This window comes from Streptomyces sp. NPDC104761 (assembly GCF_055583445.1).
The window spans coordinates 174,517-192,048 of sequence record NZ_JBVJNZ010000011.1; the positions used below are offsets into that span (position 1 = coordinate 174,517).

17 protein-coding genes are annotated in these 17,532 nt (G+C 69.8%); 8 read left to right on the forward strand and 9 right to left on the reverse strand.

Annotation, left to right across the window (positions count from 1 at the left end; genetic code table 11):
• Positions 1–74: 74 nt before the first annotated feature.
• Together ACZ63F_RS28175 and ACZ63F_RS28180 are read left to right on the forward strand one after the other, a co-directional pair.
• Complete coding sequence (locus ACZ63F_RS28175) at positions 75–707, forward strand: HAD family hydrolase (RefSeq protein WP_469715183.1); 633 nt, start codon at positions 75–77, stop codon at positions 705–707.
• Positions 708–1,391: 684 nt separating this feature from the next.
• A complete protein-coding gene (locus ACZ63F_RS28180; protein ID WP_469714856.1) occupies positions 1,392–2,474 on the forward strand; it encodes a globin domain-containing protein in 1,083 nt (360 codons plus the stop codon).
• Positions 2,475–2,478: 4 nt separating this feature from the next.
• Here ACZ63F_RS28180 and ACZ63F_RS28185 read toward each other — a convergent pair whose 3' ends face one another.
• The 5 genes from ACZ63F_RS28185 to ACZ63F_RS28205 form a co-directional block, all read right to left on the reverse strand.
• Positions 2,479–2,961, reverse strand: coding sequence for an NUDIX domain-containing protein (locus tag ACZ63F_RS28185; RefSeq protein ID WP_093500896.1), 483 nt, complete (start codon positions 2,959–2,961; stop codon positions 2,479–2,481).
• Between the two features lie 86 nt (positions 2,962–3,047).
• A complete protein-coding gene (locus ACZ63F_RS28190; RefSeq protein WP_469714860.1) occupies positions 3,048–3,953 on the reverse strand; it encodes a LysR family transcriptional regulator in 906 nt (301 codons plus the stop codon).
• 228 nt (positions 3,954–4,181) lie between these two features.
• Positions 4,182–5,312, reverse strand: coding sequence for a cystathionine gamma-lyase (locus ACZ63F_RS28195; RefSeq protein ID WP_469714862.1), 1,131 nt, complete (start codon positions 5,310–5,312; stop codon positions 4,182–4,184).
• Positions 5,309–5,800, reverse strand: coding sequence for a low molecular weight protein-tyrosine-phosphatase (locus ACZ63F_RS28200; protein ID WP_352355839.1), 492 nt, complete (start codon positions 5,798–5,800; stop codon positions 5,309–5,311). The genes ACZ63F_RS28195 and ACZ63F_RS28200 overlap by 4 nt, the downstream gene beginning before the upstream one ends.
• Positions 5,801–5,807: 7 nt before the next feature.
• Positions 5,808–6,185: a phage holin family protein gene (locus tag ACZ63F_RS28205; protein WP_351956854.1), complete on the reverse strand. Its 378-nt coding sequence runs from the start codon at positions 6,183–6,185 to the stop codon at positions 5,808–5,810.
• Positions 6,186–6,244: 59 nt separating this feature from the next.
• On the opposite strand from ACZ63F_RS28205, the gene ACZ63F_RS28210 reads away from it, so the two are divergent.
• From ACZ63F_RS28210 to ACZ63F_RS28225, 4 genes are all read left to right on the forward strand, one after another.
• Entirely contained in the window at positions 6,245–6,562 is a 318-nt protein-coding gene (locus ACZ63F_RS28210) for a cupin domain-containing protein (RefSeq protein WP_352355842.1), read from the forward strand.
• A gap of 164 nt (positions 6,563–6,726) precedes the next feature.
• On the forward strand, positions 6,727–6,939 hold the full coding sequence (locus ACZ63F_RS28215; protein WP_089100495.1) for a DUF5326 family protein: 213 nt from the start codon (positions 6,727–6,729) through the stop codon (positions 6,937–6,939).
• 133 nt (positions 6,940–7,072) lie between these two features.
• A complete protein-coding gene (locus ACZ63F_RS28220) occupies positions 7,073–7,939 on the forward strand; it encodes an IclR family transcriptional regulator (RefSeq protein WP_469714870.1) in 867 nt (288 codons plus the stop codon).
• A gap of 98 nt (positions 7,940–8,037) precedes the next feature.
• Positions 8,038–8,475, forward strand: a complete 438-nt coding sequence (locus tag ACZ63F_RS28225) for an SsgA family sporulation/cell division regulator (protein WP_469714872.1) — start codon at positions 8,038–8,040, stop codon at positions 8,473–8,475.
• Positions 8,476–8,653: 178 nt separating this feature from the next.
• Here ACZ63F_RS28225 and ACZ63F_RS28230 read toward each other — a convergent pair whose 3' ends face one another.
• Positions 8,654–10,258, reverse strand: a complete 1,605-nt coding sequence (locus ACZ63F_RS28230) for a YibE/F family protein (RefSeq protein ID WP_469714875.1) — start codon at positions 10,256–10,258, stop codon at positions 8,654–8,656.
• A gap of 241 nt (positions 10,259–10,499) precedes the next feature.
• Here ACZ63F_RS28230 and thiC point away from each other — a divergent pair, with 241 nt between their 5' ends.
• Complete coding sequence (thiC, locus tag ACZ63F_RS28235; protein ID WP_469714877.1) at positions 10,500–12,302, forward strand: phosphomethylpyrimidine synthase ThiC; 1,803 nt, start codon at positions 10,500–10,502, stop codon at positions 12,300–12,302.
• A 93-nt stretch (positions 12,303–12,395) separates the two neighbouring features.
• Here the strand turns inward: thiC and ACZ63F_RS28240 are convergent, their stop codons facing one another.
• The 3 genes from ACZ63F_RS28240 to ACZ63F_RS28250 form a co-directional block, all read right to left on the reverse strand.
• A complete protein-coding gene (locus ACZ63F_RS28240; protein WP_469714879.1) occupies positions 12,396–13,265 on the reverse strand; it encodes a hypothetical protein in 870 nt (289 codons plus the stop codon).
• A gap of 181 nt (positions 13,266–13,446) precedes the next feature.
• Complete coding sequence (locus tag ACZ63F_RS28245) at positions 13,447–14,535, reverse strand: metallophosphoesterase (protein WP_469714881.1); 1,089 nt, start codon at positions 14,533–14,535, stop codon at positions 13,447–13,449.
• 255 nt (positions 14,536–14,790) lie between these two features.
• Complete coding sequence (locus ACZ63F_RS28250) at positions 14,791–15,903, reverse strand: LacI family DNA-binding transcriptional regulator (protein ID WP_351956859.1); 1,113 nt, start codon at positions 15,901–15,903, stop codon at positions 14,791–14,793.
• A gap of 469 nt (positions 15,904–16,372) precedes the next feature.
• Between ACZ63F_RS28250 and hisC the strand changes: the two genes are divergently transcribed.
• A complete protein-coding gene (gene hisC / locus ACZ63F_RS28255) occupies positions 16,373–17,452 on the forward strand; it encodes a histidinol-phosphate transaminase (RefSeq protein WP_352355853.1) in 1,080 nt (359 codons plus the stop codon).
• The last annotated feature ends 80 nt before the right edge of the window (positions 17,453–17,532 follow it).

Consider the following 17,532-nt stretch of genomic DNA (forward strand, 5'->3'; position numbering starts at 1 on the left):
TGAAACAGCGCCGTACGGCCCCCGGTGCGTTGCCGCGCCAAGGAGCCATGCGGCTGCTCGATAATCTCGGGCCCATGGCGAGACTTCACCTCTTCGATCTCGACGGCACATTGCTGCACGGCACCTCCGCACCCGTCGAGATATCCCGTCAGCTCGGCCTGGAAGCAGAGACCATCGAGCTTGATCGGGCGATTTCGGCTGGACGGATCGATCCGCCGGAGTACGCGGCGCGGGTGTACACCCTCTGGGCCGAGCTGACTGACGCCCATGTGACGGCGGCGTTCGACGGGGCGCCGTGGCTGGCTCGTATCCGGGACGTCTGGGCCGAGATCAGGGGATCGGGGGACTACTGCGCGGTGGTCTCGCTCTCACCCTCGTTCTTCGTCGAGCGTCTGCTGGACTGGGGAGCCCACGAGGCCTTCGGATCCCGTTTCCCGGCAGTGCCGTTCGCCGAGCCCGTGGACCCGGCGGGCGTCCTCACCGCCGCGGCCAAGGTGACGATCGCGGACCGCCTGTGCGAGCAGTTCGGGGTCGGTCGGGCGGACTGCGTCGCCTACGGTGACTCGATCTCGGACAGGGACTTGTTCGGCGCGGTTCCCGTGTCCGTGGCGGTCAATGCGGACGGACATCTCGCCGGTCTGGCGACGTACTCGTACACAGGACAGGATCTGTGGGATGCCTACGAATTGACGCGTGGCGCCCGGTAATTGAGGGAACCGATGGTTCGCCCGTTGCCGGTTTTACCGGGGGATACAGGGGGGACTTGTGTGCGGGGCGACGGCCGGTAGGGTCGACTCCGGTTAACGTCCGGGGCCGGACACTCCCTGCGGGAGTGATTGCGGCCCATGTCACACTCTCGCCTTACTTGTCCGTACACGGGGGAATCGCGGGTTGAATGTGGTCGTGTCGGCCACTGGGCCCGACCGGGGAGAGCTAGCCGTCATCCGGGGGAAAGCAGGCACCTTCCGAGAGAAGTGTGCAGACCGACCGCAAGATGTTCGAGGCGAGGGCACACCATGGACGCTCCGACCACCACGTCGGCGGGCAACGACGGGGCCGGCGGAGGCAACTGGTTCACGTCGCACGACAGGCCTGCAGTGGATCCTTCCGCCGGGCCTCCGGCCGCGTCGCCGGGCGGCGGGCAGGAACCGCCCCAGAGCCGCCCTCTCGTGCCCGCAGAGTCCCGGGAGCGAATACGGTCGGCGACGGAGCCGGCGCGCCGTCAGGAAGCCGCTCAGCCCCCGCCCGCCGGACACCATGCGGCACCCGGCTCCTTCGCTTCCGCGCCCGGGCACCCTGCACCGGGATCCTCCGGTCAGCGCGTCCCGCCACAGCGCAGCACACAGCAGTCGCAGGACGCCTCCCCGGACGCGGTTCGTATCCGCGGCACCATGGGCGAGATCGGCCCGATCGCCGACAAGGTCACCTCGTACTTCTACGCACTGCTCTTCGTCCGCCACCCCGAACTGCGTTCGCTGTTCCCGGCCGCCATGGACACGCAGCGGGACCGGCTGCTGAAGGCGCTGCTCACCGCGGCCGAGCACATCGACAACCCGCCCGTCCTGGTCGAGTACCTCCAGAACCTGGGCCGCGGCCACCGCAAGTACGGCACCCGGCCCGAGCACTATCCCGCTGTCGGCGAATGCCTCATCGGCGCACTGAGCAAGTACGCCACGGGCATCTGGGACCGCGAGACGGAGGCGGCCTGGGTACGGGCGTACACGACGATGTCCCAGGTGATGATCGACGCCGCGGCCACGGACGAACTGCGCGCCCCGGCGTGGTGGCACGCGGAGGTCGTCGCCCACGACCTCAGGACCGCGGACGTCGCGGTGCTCACGCTCCGTCCGGACCAGCCGTACCCCTTCCTTGCCGGGCAGTACGCGAGCCTGGAGACACCCTGGTGGCCGCGGGTGTGGCGGCACTATTCCTTCGCCTCCGCGCCCCGTTCGGACGGCCTGCTCACGTTCCATGTGAAGGCCGTCCCGGCCGGCTGGGTCTCCAACTCGCTGGTGCACCGCGCCCGCCCGGGTGACGTCGTCCGCCTCGGCCCGGCCGGTGGTTCGATGACCGTCGACCACGCGCGGGACAACGGACTGCTCTGCCTGGGCGGCGGCACAGGCATCGCACCCGTCAAGGCGATGGTCGAGGACCTCGCCGAACGCGGCTCGCGCCGCCCGGTCGAGGTGTTCTACGGCGCCCGTACCGATCACGACCTGTACGACATCGACACCCTGCTCCGGCTGCAGCAGAGCCATCCCTGGCTCACGGTCCGTGCCGTAGTCGACCAGCGGGCCCACGTCCAGCTCCCCGACGCCATCCGCGGATACGGCCCGTGGACCGAGTACGACGCCTATCTGTCCGGTCCGCCCGGCATGATCCGCAACGGGATCCCCGCGCTACGGGCCGCCGGCATCGCCGCGCACCGCATCCGGCACGACTCGGTCGAGGAACTGGTCGTCGCCGGCGACTGACCCATCACCCGAGATCGGGAGCGTGCATGGCCCGCACGCCCTCGATGTTGCCGTCCAGGTAGTGCCGGAGCGACAGAGGTACGAGGTGGACGGAGGCGATCCCGACGCGGGTGAAGGGGACGCGCACGATCTCATACTCGCCGGCGGGCTCGTCGACTTCGGGGCCGTGCCGCAGGGCAGGGTCCATGGACTCCAGCCGGCAGACGAAGAAGTGCTGCACCTTCACACCGGTCGTGCTGCCGCTGTCACCGATGTGCTCCACGGTGTCCACGAAACAGGGCACCACGTCGGTGATCTTGGCGCCGAGCTCTTCGTCCACCTCGCGGTGCAGGGCGTCGACGACGGTGGTGTCCTCCGGCTCGACCCCGCCACCAGGCGTAACCCAGTAGGGATCGACACCGGGCTTGGTGCGCTTGATCAGAATCAGGTCGTCGCCGTCCAGGAGAACGGCACGGGCGGTGCGCTTGACCACTGGTCGGACGGTCATGGGAGAAATGTGGCCCAGCTGGTTCCACGTGAAACATCGCGAAGCGCCACCGCACGGCCGCATAGCGTCAACACCGCGGAATGTACTCAGGCCCAGTCCGCGGACGCGTGCTGCAGCCACTCGTGCGCCCGTGCCACATGCGGCATGGCGAGTGTGCCGGTGCGCACCACAAGAAAGTACGTCCGAAGCGGGGGGACCGCAGGATCATGCAGTGCCACGACCTCACCGCGCTCCAGGGCGGCCGAGCACAGATAGCGGGGCAGCACGGCGAGGCCGGCACCCGCGACCGCACAGGCGAGAACCGCGCGCAGATCCGGCACCACGACCGTGCCCGAGGCGGCAGGGCGCGTGTCGAAGACGGAGCCCCAGTAGCGCGAGACGAACGGCAGCGACTCGTGGACCTCGACGACCGGGAGGTTCTCCAGGGCGGCCGCCCCCTTGCCGGCCACGGCGTCGGCGCCGATCTCCGCAGACCAGCGCGGAGCGGCGACCAGTACATGCTCCTCGTCGCAGAGCGCGGTTGCGGTGAGCAGGGGGCCGCGCGGCCGGACCGTACTGATGGCCAGGTCGTGGTGACCGGCGGACAGTCCCTCCAGGGTGTCCTCGGCGTTCCCGAACGAGGCGCGCAGCGCGAAGCCCTGGCCCCCGTCCCCGGCGAGTTCCGCGAGAGCGGGGAGGGCGCGCTCGGCGGTGAACTCGGGCGGGCCGGCGAGGTGCAGGGTACGCACCGAGGAGTCGTCGTCGAGACCGCGCTCTGCTATCTCCACGAGGGCGTCGAGATGCGGGGCAGCCTTGTGGGCGAGTTCGTCGCCGATCGTCGTGGGGGTCACCCCGCGGGCCTGGCGCAGGAAGAGCGGTCGGCCCAGTTGCCGTTCCAGGGTCCGGATCTGCGAGGTCACGGCCGGCTGCGAGAGGCCGAGCAGGGCGGCGGCGCGGGTGAAGGAGCCGGCCCGGTGCACGGTGACGAAGGTGCGCAGCAAGGCCAGATCCATCGCACACCCTCCCGTTTCGCCCGCCCTTTCGGGCCTTCGGGCAGGCCTCAACTATAAATAAGTCGATAGGTCTCTGTCGCTACAGTGATTGGACACTGACGCAGAGTCAACTAGCCTTGGTCGCGCGGTTCTTGGCGCGCGGGAACCGGGACGGTCCGAGCCACGAGGGGGGAGGCTCGGACCGTCCGTTATGCGTAGCCGGGACCCGAGGCGGCGTCCGTAATCCGGTCACCGGTCCGACTCGTCGAGCGCGCGCAGCACATCGGCTACGAGATCCTCGGGATCCTCGGCCCCGACCGAGAGCCGGATGAAGCCGTCCGGTACGTCGTCCCCGCCCCAGCGCCGCCGCCGCTCGGCCGTGGAACGCACTCCGCCGAAGCTCGTGGCATCGTCGACCAGCCGCAGGGACTCGAGAAATCGCTCGGCACGCGCACGCGTGGGCAGCGTGAAGGAGAGCACCGAGCCGTAGCGCCGCATCTGCTGCGAGGCGATCTTGTGCGCCGGGTCGTCGGGCAGCCCCGGGTAGCGCAGGCCGGTCACCTCGGGCCGCTCGCGCAGCGCCTCCGCGAGCAGCAGGGCGGTGGCGTTCTGCCGGTCCACCCGCAGCTGGAGGGTGGCCAGGGAGCGATGGGCCAGCCAGGCTTCCATGGGCCCGGAGATCGCCCCGATGATCTTCCGCCAGCGGCGCACCGCGGCCATGGCCTCCGCGTCGCGCCCGGCGACGTACCCCAGCAGAACGTCCCCGTGGCCGGTGAGCTGCTTGGTGCCACTGGCCACGGAGAAGTCGGCACCCAGCGCCAGCGGCCGCTGGCCGAGCGGGGTGGCGAGGGTGTTGTCGACGGCGACCAGGGCGCCACGCGCGTGGGCCGCCTCGGCCAGCCGCCGGATGTCGCAGACGTCCAGCCCGGGGTTGCACGGCGACTCGATCAGCAGCAGCTTCGCGCCGTCCAGGACGTCGAGCTGGGCGTCGCCGGCGGTCGGCGCGGTGCGCACCTCGATGCCGTACGCCTCCAGCTGGGCGCGGACCAGCGGCAGCACCTGGTAGCCGTCGGAGGGCAGGACGACCGCGTCACCGGCGCGCAGCTGGGAGAACAGCACCGCCCCGATGGCCGCCACACCGGAGGCGAACACCAGCGTCTCCACGTCCTCGCCGGGTGACTCCAACTCGCCGATGGCCCGCTCCAGATGGGTCCAGGTCGGGTTCTCGTCACGGCCGTATGCGTACGGCCCGCTCACCTCACCGGGCAGATGGAAGTGTGCGGCGAAGACCGGCCCGGGCAGGGTCGGCTCGTTCTTGACCGGCTCGGGCAGTCCCGCTCGCACCGCGCGCGTGCCCTCGCCCATGGCTGCCTCGCTCATGCCGCCGTTCCCTCCACTTCGGTCCGTACCGCGGCGAGCAGGCCCGCGCTCGCCGCCTCCACCATCTCAAGGCACTCCTCGAAGCCGTCCAGACCGCCGTAGTAGGGATCCGGTACGTCCAGGTCGTCACCGGCGGCCGGGTCGTACGACCGCAGCAGCCGCACCTTGCGCGCGTCCTCCTCGGTGGGAGCCAGACGGCGCAGGGACTTGAGGTGCCCGGAGTCCAGGGCGATCACGAGGTCGAGGCGGGCGAACCAGGACGCCTGGAACTGGCGGGCGGTGTGCTCGCTGTCGTAGCCGTGCTCCTGCAGGACACGGACGGTGCGCGGATCGGCACCGTCACCCTCGTGCCAGCCGCCGGTGCCGGCGCTGTCGGTCTCTACAAGGTCGTCGAGCCCGGCCTCGGCCGTGCGGGCACGGAAGACGGATTCGGCCATCGGGGAGCGGCAGATGTTGCCGGTGCAGACGAAGCAGACGCGGTAGGTCATCGGGAGCTCAGTCCGTGTCGGGAAGGATCATGTTGAGGGCCCAGGACACGACCGAGATGATCAGACCGCCGAGGACGGCCGTCCAGAAGCCCTCCACGTGGAAGCTCAGGTCGAGCTTGTCGCACACCCACGACGTCAGCAGCAGCATCAGCGCGTTGACCACCAGGGTGATCAGGCCGAGCGTGAGGATGAACAGCGGGAAGGTCAGGATCTTCACGATCGGCTTGACCAGGAAGTTGACCAGGCCGAAGACCAGGGCGACCAGGATCAGCGTCCAGACCTTCTTGGTGGTGCTGTCGCCGGTCAGGGTGATCTTGTCGAGCAGCCATACGGCGACCGCCAGGGCGCCCGCGTTGGCGATCGTCTTGACTACGAAATTCTTCATGTGTCTGATCGTGGCAGAAGAGATCGGATACGAGCAGTGGGGCGAGGGCGGCGAAGGCGATGAAGGCATTCCGGCTGGACGAACTGGAGGCGGAACGTGCCGCCAACGACGGGGCCTACCTGCAGTTCCTGCGGGAGCGGAACATGTCGGTCGGCCTCTACGCCCTCGATGCCGGCTCGCACGACCCGCAGCAGCCGCACAACCAGGACGAGGTCTACTTCGTCGTCAGCGGCCGTGCCGCGATCACCGTCGGCATGGAGACCACTCAGGTGGCGCGGGGCAGCGTGGTGTACGTGCCGGCCGGGGTGGCCCACAAGTTCCATCACATCAGCGAGGATCTGCGGGTTCTGGTCATCTTCTCTCCGCCCGAGGCCTGACTCCGGGCCTCGGGGTTCCCTAGGGGACGGGTCAGGGGAGGACAAGGGATCCAGGGCCCCCGCACACCCCTTCGCGGCTCTAGCATCGGGTGCAGGACATCGCATCGTGCGGGACGCACGAGACCGTACGTGCCGGAGCGCACGAGAAGGCGGAGGACAGGGCCATGCGAGAGATCTTCACGGGACTGCCGTGGTGGGTGAAGTGGATCGCGGTGCCGGTCATCGCGCTGGTGGTGTTCGGCGGTCTGATCACGGCCGTGATCAGCTGGGTGGTCTTCCTCCTCTTCAAGCTCCTGATCTTCGTGGCGCTGGTCGGCGGACTCATCTACATCGTGCGGAAGTTCATGTCGAACTCCTCGTCGAAGAGCGACTGGTGAGGACCGTGGGAATCGGTGGCCGGTAACAGGAATCACCGGTTCCCTCGGGCGGGGGAAGTTTCCCGTACGGGCCGACCGGGAGCGGCGGCGGACGGTTAGAGTCGCTGACCCCCTCGCGCTCCGGGAGTGACTCTTGGCCACGCTTGACGCCACCTCCGCACCCACGGAACACCCCCCGCCCCCGACCCAACGGAGTTCCGGCACACCCCCCGTGCAGCGGCCGGCTTCCCCGGCCGACTCCGCACAGCCGCATTCGGCCACCCTCATCGGCTCCGTGCAGCGTGCGATGCGCCTGCTGGAGTGCGTCGCCGGACACGAACACGGCGCACCCGCCAAACAACTCGCCCGCGAGACTGGGCTGGCCCTGCCCACCGCCTACCACCTGCTGCGCACCCTGGTTCACGAGGGCTATCTGCGCCGCGACAAGGGCCTGTTCTTCCTCGGTGACGCGGCGGAGCGGCTGAGCAGCAGCGGAGCGCAGCAGAAACGTCGCAGCGCCGTCGTCGACACCCTTGCCCACTGGCGGGACTCGATCGGTGTCCCGGTGTACTACGCCATGTACCGGGACGGCGAGATCGAGGTCATGACCGTCTCCGACTCCCCGGCCATCCCGGCGGTCGAGGAGTGGGCCGACTTCCGCGAGACCGGACACGCGCACGCCGTCGGCCAGTGCCTCCTCTCCCAGCTGGACCAGGACGTCCGGCGCGACCATCTCCGTCGCTATCCCGTGCGGCACCTCACCCCGTACACGGTCCGTGACGACCAGACGCTGCTGCGCCGGCTGGAGCGCGCGCGGCGGATGGAGCCGGTGGTGGAGCGCCAGGAGTACACGCTGGGGACGGTGTGCGCGGCGATCCCCCTCACGGTGGGCACCACGGCCGCCACGATCGCCATCTCGCTCCCTCTCCACCAGGCCGACCGGCTGCTGCCCGCCGTCCGGCAGTTGCAGGCCGAAGTGGGCCGACATCTGGGGTCCCTGGCGATCGCTATCAGTATCTGAAAACTCACTCCTTGTGATCTCCCGTGTACTTTCAGCAAGATTTGACCACCATCAAGGGATAAATCCCGGCCAGTCGGTGCCATATGACGGGGTAGGCAATGCGCGAGTCCGTACAAGCAGAAGTCATGATGAGCTTTCTCGTCTCGGAGGAGCTCTCCTTCCGCATCCCCGTGGAGTTGGGCTACGAGACCTGTGATCCCTATGCCGTCCGGCTCACCTTCCATCTGCCCGGGGATGCTCCGGTGACCTGGGCCTTCGGCCGGGAGCTGCTGATCGACGGGGTGGGGCGGCCGTGCGGGGAGGGCGATGTGCACATCGCGCCCGCCGATTCCGAGGTGCTGGGCGAGGTGCTGATCCGGCTTCAGGTCGGAGGCGACCAGGCGGTGTTCCGGTCCTCCGCACCCCCGTTGGTGGCCTTCCTGGACCGCACGGACAAACTGGTGCCGCTCGGCCAGGAGGGCTCGCTCGCCGACTTCGACGCCCACCTCGACGAGGCTCTGGACCGCATCCTGGCCGAGGAACCGAGCACTGGCTGAAGCGTTACGGCACGGAGTCGCGCGCCGCTCGTCCGAGCCGCATGAGGACGCGCAGGAACGCTTCTGCGTGCCCCTGGGCCCCGATGGCGGCCCTTGCCGGAACGCTTCCCCACCGCGTCGGCGCGCGGCTCGCGCCCCCACCTCGTGGACGGCCTTCTCCCGGGCCGTCCACCGCGGCTCACCGCTTCCGGCGCCGCCCCCGCCCACCGCGTGCCGCGGCCGGCCCGGCAGGGGCGGCCGCGGCGGACAGGGCCGTCTCGGCGCCCGGCCGGTCGGCCGACACCACCAGGGCCGCGAGCAGCGTGGTGACCGGCACCGAGGCGACCAGGCCGATCGAGCCGACCAGGGTGCGCACGATCTCCTCGGCCACCAGTTCGCTGTTGGCGACCGTGACCACACTGCTCTGCGCGATCGAGAAGAGCAGCAACAGGGGCAGCGCGGCGCCCGCGTAGGCCAGCACGAGGGTGTTGACGACGGAGGCGATGTGGTCGCGGCCGATGCGGATGCCCGCCCGGTACAGCCCGCGCCAGCCCATCGTCGGGTTGGCCTCGTGCAGTTCCCAGACAGCAGAGGTCTGGGTCACCGTCACGTCGTCCAGGACACCCAGCGAACCGATGATGACACCGGCCAGCAGCAGGCCGCTCATGTCGATCGACGGGTACAGGCCGTGGATCAGGCCGGTGTTGTCGTCGGTGTTGCCGGTGAGCGCGGCCCAGTCGATGAACTCCGAGCCGAGCAGTCCGATCAGGCACAGCGAGACCAGTGTGCCGAGCACCGCCACCGAGGTCCGCGCCGACAGCCCGTGGCAGATGTACAGCGCGATCAGCATGATGGCGCTCGACCCGACCACCGCCATCAGCAGCGGATTCGAGCCCTGCAGGATCCCCGGCAGGATGAACATGGTCAGCACCAGGAAGCTGACGGCCAGCGCGACCAGCGCCATCACACCGCGCAGCCGGCCCACCACCACGACGGCGAGCGCGAAGATCCCGGCCAGCAGCGCCATCGGGAACTTCCGGTTCACGTCGGTGACCGAGTACTGCAGGTCCCTGGGTGCGGAGGGCTCGTACGCGGCGACGACCTGCTCGCCCTCGTGCAACTGCCGCGACTGGTCGGGCTGCACGATCTCGGTGAAGGTGCGGCCCTTGTCCTTGCCGGTGTCGACCCGGACCGTGGCCTTCTTGCAGGTGCCGCCCTCCTCCTTCGAGGAGGTGCCGTCGGAGGTCGAGGTGTCGCCGGTCGAGCCGCCTCCGGAGGCGTTGACCGACTTGCAGCTGACCGAGACGACCTTGGTGACCGTCGCCGCCTGTGTCTGGCGGTCGAAGCCCACACCCGTGCGCTCGTGCGGCGGGGCGCCGCCGGGCCACAGCACCACCAGGCCGACCACCACCGCGGCGGTGAAGGGGATGAGGATCGCCGCGATGACCTTCCGCAGGTGCTTGGAGACGGGGGCGGCGGGACCGTGGCTGTGGCTGTGCCCGTGCGAGTGGCCGTGACCGCCGCCTGATCCGGAGCCGCCCTGGCCGGGGCGCGGAGCGGGCGAATGGCCGTGTGCCTGGCCGTGGGACGAGTGATGCTCGGTCTCACCGTGGCCGTGGGCATGGCCGTTGTCGGGACGGTGGGCATGGCTGAGGGCCTGCCCGGGGTCGTACGACTCGCTCTGCCCGTGGATGTGTCCGTCACCGGCACCATGGCCCCCGTGGCCGGGGCCGCCACCCTGCGGGGCGCCGTTGCCGCGCCGCGGGTCGGGGGGCGGATAGGGGTGCTGCTGTGTCGAGGTCACCGCCCGATCATCGCAAGAACGGCAGGGGCCCTCTGTTCACCGCGCCCGAATTGACGCTAGCGTGGAGGCACCTTTGCACACGCGGGAGCTCGGAGCACCGGGCTGAGAGGGCGCTGACCTCCGTATTCGCGATGTTTCACGTGGAACGAGTGATGTTTCACATGAAACGCCGCCCGACGGAAGCCGCTGCGTCGACCGCCGAACCTGTTACCGGGTAATGCCGGCGTAGGGAGTAGGTCTCATGACCAACAAGGACGTACGCACGCCTGCCTTCAGCCAGGACGAACAGCCCATTACGGGCCAACCGTCCTCGGAGGCCGGGAAGTCCATCGGCTGGCACAAGGGGTATGTCGAGGGCTCCCGCCCCGACCTGCGGGTGCCGGTCCGTCAGGTGCATCTCACCAACGGGCAGTCGGTCACGCTGTACGACACCTCGGGTCCGTACACCGATCCGCTCGTCGAGACCGACGTCCGCAGGGGCCTGCCGCCGCTGCGGGAGAACTGGATCGTCGCTCGCGGCGACACCGAGGAGTACGCGGGCCGGCCCGTCCGTCCCGAGGACGACGGGATCAAGCACACTTCGCCGCGCGGAGGCCTGCGGAACCTGGACGCGGTCTTCCCGGGCCGTCCGCGCCAGCCGCGCCGCAGCCGGGGAGGCGAGGCGGTGACGCAGCTCGCGTACGCCCGCCGGGGCGAGATCACTCCGGAGATGGAGTACGTGGCCATCCGCGAGAACGTCGCTCCCGAGGTGGTCCGCGAGGAGATCGCGGCCGGCAGGGCCGTGCTGCCCGCCAACGTCAACCACCCGGAGATCGAGCCGATGATCATCGGTAAGCGGTTCCTGGTGAAGGTCAACGCCAACATCGGCAACTCCGCGGTCACCTCCTCCATCGAGGAGGAGGTCGAGAAGATGACCTGGGCGACCCGCTGGGGCGCCGACACGGTCATGGACCTCTCCACCGGCCGCAACATCCACACCACCCGCGAGTGGGTGCTGCGCAACTCCCCCGTCCCCATCGGCACGGTGCCGCTCTACCAGGCACTGGAGAAGGTCGACGGCAGGGCCGAGGAGCTGACCTGGGAGATCTACAAGGACACGGTCGTCGAACAGGCCGAGCAGGGCGTGGACTACATGACGGTCCACGCGGGCGTGCGCCTGCCGTACGTGCCGCTCACCGCCAACCGCAAGACCGGCATCGTCTCGCGCGGCGGCTCGATCATGGCGGCCTGGTGCCTCGCGCACCACAAGGAGTCGTTCCTGTACGAGAACTTCGAGGAACTCTGCGAGATCCTGGCCGCCTACGACGTCACGTACTCCCTGGGTGACGGGCTGCGCCCGGGTTCCATCGCGGACGCCAACGACGAGGCCCAGTTCGCGGAGTTGCGCACGCTCGGGGAACTCAACCGGATCGCCAGGCGTTTCCATGTTCAGACGATGATCGAGGGCCCGGGCCATGTCCCGATGCACAAGATCAAGGAGAACATCGACCTTCAGCAGGAGATCTGCGATGAAGCTCCGTTCTATACGCTCGGCCCGCTGACCACGGACGTCGCGCCGGCGTACGACCACATCACCTCCGGTATCGGTGCCGCGATGATCGCCTGGTGGGGCACGGCGATGCTCTGCTACGTCACGCCCAAGGAGCACCTGGGGCTACCCAACCGGGACGACGTCAAGACCGGCGTCATCACCTACAAGATCGCAGCCCACGCGGCCGACCTGGCCAAGGGCCACCCGGGCGCGCAGGAGTGGGACGACGCGTTGTCCGACGCCCGTTTCGAGTTCCGGTGGGAAGACCAGTTCAACCTCGCCCTGGACCCGGACACGGCCCGCGAGTTCCACGACGAGACACTTCCGGCGGAGCCTGCGAAGACCGCCCACTTCTGCTCCATGTGCGGGCCGAAGTTCTGCTCGATGAAGATCTCGCAGGACATCCGGCGTGAACACGGCGGTAGTCAGGCCGAGGTCGAGGCGGGTATGGCGCAGAAGTCCAAGGAGTTCGCGGCCGCGGGGAACCGGGTGTATCTGCCGATCGCGGAGTGACGGCGGGACCCGTGCGCGTGCGGAGGTTCGGGAAGCGGGTTCACCCGGGCCGGGTGTCCGGCCTGCGCCCCCTGGCCGGGGGCGCAAGCCGGGTTATTCCGGCTGGTGTTCCGGGCCTCCGAAGTCCGGGCTGGTGTAGTCCGGGCTGGTGAAGCTCGGGCGGGGGGCGGGTGCGGCGCCGTCGTCGGTGCTGAAGCCGGGGCGGTCGTAACCGAGACGCGGCATCCGGCCCGCCGGGCCCGAGGGGGCGGTACGGCGCAGTCCCGCCGTGCCGGAGTCGGCGGTCAGCGCTTCCCGCAGGAAGGGCAGGATGCCCCGCTCCAGCACGGCGTCCCGCCAGGCCTCCCGGGCCTTGGCCACCTCCCCGCCGGGTTCGCCGTAGGCTCCGGCCTCCAGCGAGGGGCTGTTGCGCAGTGCGGTGAGCAGCAGACCCGCTCCGGCCATGATGATGGCGGCCGCGGTCAGGACGCCGAACACCCAGCCCGCGGTGAGCATGGTCTGGGCGAACGCCGGGGCCGGGTCCAGCATCTTCAGGACGTACCCGACGAGCAGGAAGATCGCGGCGGCGGTGCCGGCGAGCACCGGCGCCAGGACCAGGGCGAGGGCGAAGCCTCCCGCACCGGTGGTTTCGGCGGCCTCGCCGAGGGTGGTGGCGAGCCCCATCGCGCCTCCCGCGTCCGGCTCTGCGGAGCCGGAGTCCTGGACGGCGGCCGGGGTGGACCGCGCCGGATTGCGCAGTTCCTCGCGGACCTTCACGTAGTGCTGGTACTCGGTCGCCGCGGCCGCCGTGATCAATGCGGTGGCGTTGAGCGCCATGGTGCGCAGCTGTTCAGTGTTCAAGTGCCGGCCTATACCGGCCAGTTCGGGACGGGACGGGGCGGAGCGCAGCGCCTCGTCGAGGATCCGCTCGTACTCCTGGCGGTCCTCGCTGTGCAGGTGCTGCGGAACGCTGTTCATGTGCATCCCCCGATGCTCCGTAGGGCTGGTGGCTCGCACGCCGGCGAGCCGTCGGGCAGAAACGGAGGGGAGCCTGCTACGGATAAACCGATGGTAGAGCCGTTACGGCACGCGGTGACAGGGGGTTGCCGGAAATTGGGGGTGGCCCGTGCGTGACATCGGGGGGATGAAGCCGCCCGCCCAACGCTCAGGCGTTCAACGGGAGTTTCCTCACCAGCAGCTTTCCGGCCATGGTCACGCCGCCGTCCATGGCGATGGCCAGCCCGTCGGCGTAGACGTGCGGTCCCTCCACGGCGGGGCCGCTGCCCTCTTCGCCCTCTTCGGAGCCGACTTCGCCCAGCAGATAGGGAATCGGGCTGTGCCCGTGAACGATGCGGGTACCGCCGTACGTATCGAGAAGGGAACGGACGGCGTCTGCACCCCCCTCGTCGCGGAAGGAGAAGCGCTTGGTGAACTTGCGGAAGAGATCCCACACCTCGTCCGCGTCATTACGGGTGATGGTCTCGCGGACCGTGTCGTTGACCGCCTCGATCGAGTCGCCGTAGTCGAGGTAGGCGGTGGTGTCGGAGTGGACCAGCAGGTAGCCGTCGACCTCCTCGACGGCGTCCAGGCGGGCCATCCACTGCAGGTGGTGGTCCTGGAGCCGGTCCATGTCGGTCTTCTGGCCGCCGTTGAGCAGCCAGGCCGCCTGGAAGGTGGCGGTGCCCGCCCCGGAGTTGACGGGGGTGTCGCCGAACCGCTTGGCGCCGAGCAGCAGCAGCTCGTGGTTGCCCATGAGGGCCTTGCAGTAGCCGCCGGCCGCGGCGGCCTCGGCGGACAGCCGCATCACCAGGTCGATGACGCCGATACCGTCCGGACCCCGGTCGGTGAAGTCGCCGAGGAACCACAGCCGGGCGACGCCCGCACACCAGTGCCCGTCCGCGTCGATCAGGCCCTGCTCGCGCAGCGCGGTGACCAGCTCGTCGAAGTAACCGTGCACGTCACCGACGACGTACAGCGGGCCGGGACCGTCCGCGGACTGTCCGGCCGGGACTGCGGCCGGCTCGACGGGCACCTGGAGCGTGTCGCCGCGGTTGATGACGGGCAGGTCGCGCTCGGTGGGCGTGTACCCGTCCGGATACCCCTCGGGATACATGTCGTCGAGGGGCGGGGCGACGTCGCCGGGGTGGGTGCTGGGGGCGTACGGACCGGTCTCGTTGACGTACCCGGGCACCCGGAAGTCGCGCAACGTCGCCGTCCGCTCCGCCTCGGGTCCCTGACCGGCCCCCTGAGTCATCAGACCCCTCCACCATCGCGCCGCATCTGCACCGCTTCGGACTGCCTGGTCGCAGCGGCCCGCGGTGTCGTGGGCCCATCATAGGAATGCCCGTCGCGCCGTGTGATGACCCAGGGGTGGTGAATCCGGGCAGGACTCCAGTTCAGGGTCGCTTTCGCCCCGGTTGGGCAGGGGTTCGACCACCCGTCGTTCGGCTGCCGGCCGTCGTCGGGCGACGCCCGGCAGCCGCGCCGCCCCGTGCTCGGCGTGTCCGTGCTACTCCTCCTCCGGTGCCCGTGGCGGGCTGACCGTGGTGCGCTGCGCACGTCGCTGGGAGGAGGTACGCACGATCAGTTCGGTCGGTATCACCTGTTCGACCGGCTGGTCCGACTCGACTCCCTCGATCGCGTCGATGAGCAGCTGGACCACCGCCGTGCCGATGCGGCGCGGCTTCAGGGAGAGCGTGGTGATGGGCGGCTCGGTGTTGGCGTACACGGTCGACTCGCTGCAGCACACCAGGAGCAGGTCGTCGGGGACGCGCAGCCCGTAGCGGCGGGCGGCGGCGAGCAGGTCGGTGCCGTTGGGGTCGAACAGACCGTAGACGGCGTCGGGACGGTCCGGGCGGGCCAGCAGCCGGTCGGCGGCGACGGCGCCCGCGCAGGGGTCGTGGGCCGGGTAGGCCTCGTAGACCGGGTCCTGGCCGACGCGCTCGCACCAGCGGAGGTAGGCGGTGGTCGACAGGTGCGTGTACGTGTCCGTCGTGGTGCCGGTCAGCAGGCCGATCCGGCGGGCGCCGGCGGCGGCGAGATGGTCGAGGATGCCGAGTACGGCGGCCTCGTGGTCGTTGTCCACCCAGGCCGTGACCGGGAGCGCGCCGGCCGGGCGGCCGTCGGAGACCACCGGGAGGCCCTGCCGGACCAGTTCGCTGACCACCGGGTCCTGGTCGGAGGGGTCGATGACGACCGTGCCGTCCAGGGCGACGTTCGACCACACGTCGTGCCGAGAGGTGGCGGGGAGGATGACGAGGGCGTAGCCGCGGGCGAGCGCGGCCGAGGTGGCGGCCCGCGCCATCTCGGCGAAGTACGCGAACTCGGTGAAGGTGAAAGGTTCATCCCCGTACGTCGTCACGGTCAGGCCGATGAGTCCCGACTTGCCGGTACGGAGGGTGCGGGCGGCGGCCGAGGGGCGGTACCCCAGCCGGTCGGCGACCTCTCTGACGTGGCGGCGGGTGGCATCCGGGAGCCGCCCCTTGCCGTTCAGGGCGTCGGAGACGGTCGTGATGGAGACTCCGGCGGCGGCGGCCACGTCTCTGATGCCCGCCCGGCCCGGCCGGCTGCCTCGCCGAGAGGTTTCCGCGCGGCTCACCTGGTGCTTCCCTGCTGCTGTCATGGCGAGCCGATAGTAGGGCTCATGCGGTGGGGTAGTGCGGACGCATATGCACGCGTTGACAGGCACGTTTCTGCAAGGTCAATGTGGGTCAACTGCCTTAGAAAAAAAGTCAGTTGAACGATCCAATGGTAGGACGTGACTTGTCGGCACGGATGGGCCTGCCAAGTGCCCGATGTTTCGAAGAGGTCTCAACTCACCTGCACGGGTGATGCGCGCTACGGCGTGAGCCACCGGCGCGTAGATATATGTAGGGCGCGCCCCCGACAAATGCGCCTTCGTGCGGTGATGCCCGTGATGCGAGTGGTACCGATGAGGCTCGTGGTTCCGGCGCCTCGCTCGCCCGCCGCCGTGCCGGTCCGGTTCCTCGCGCGCTCTTCCCTGTACGCGGTGGCGCCGAATCCTCATAAGGTGAGCAGTATTGGATGCCGGCGGCGTGGACGGTCCGCCGGTGGTCGCGAGGAGGACTGCGGTGAGCGAGACGAGCCCCAAGCTGCGCGCCGAGCTGGAGGGTATCCCCACCTACAAGCCCGGCAAGCCGGCGGCGGCCGGCGGCCCGGTCGCGTACAAGCTGTCCTCCAACGAGAACCCGTATCCCCCGCTGCCCGGCGTGATGGAGTCCGTCACCGCGGCCGCCGCCTCCTTCAACCGCTACCCGGACCTGGCGTGCACCGGGCTGGTGAACGAGCTCTCGGACCGCTTCGGCGTGCCGCTCGGGCACCTGGCCACCGGCACCGGGTCGGTCGGGGTCGCCCAGCAGCTGGTCCAGGCCACCAGCGGGCCGGGCGACGAGGTGATCTACGCGTGGCGATCCTTCGAGGCTTATCCGATCATCACGCAGATCAGCGGTGCCCGGTCCGTCCAGGTGCCGCTCACGCCCGGCGATGTGCACGACCTGGACGCGATGGCGGACGCCATCACCGACCGCACCCGCCTGATCTTCGTCTGCAACCCCAACAACCCGACCGGTACGGTCGTGAAGCGGGCCGAGCTGGAGCGGTTCCTGGACCGGGTGCCGAGCGACGTGCTGGTGGTCCTGGACGAGGCCTACCGGGAGTTCATCCGCGATCCCGAGGTCCCCGACGGCGTCGCGATCTACCGTGAGCGGCCGAACGTCTGCGTGCTGCGGACCTTCTCCAAGGCGTACGGCCTCGCCGGGCTGCGCGTCGGCTTCGCGATCGCGCACGAGCCGGTGGCCGCGGCGCTGCGCAAGACGGCGGTCCCCTTCGGTGTGAGCCAGCTCGCCCAGGAGGCGGCGATCGCCTCGCTGCGGGCCGAGGACGAGCTGCTGGGTCGAGTCGGCTCGCTGGTGTGCGAGCGGCAGCGCGTGGTCGAGGCGCTGCGCGGCCAGGGCTGGACGGTGCCGGAGACCCAGGCCAATTTCGTGTGGCTGCGGCTGGGGGAGCGTACGACCGCCTTCGCGCAGCTCTGCGAGGAGCACGGCGTGGTCGTCCGGCCGTTCCCCGGCGAGGGCGTGCGGGTGACGGTCGGCGAGACCGAGGCGAACGACATCTTCCTGAAGGTGACGGAGGCGTTCCGCAAGGAGCTGTAGCGTCCGCGGGCCGCGGCGAGGGTGCCGCGGCCGACGGGTGCCAGGTGTGCGGGGTCGCGCGGCCGGAACGAGGGCCGAGC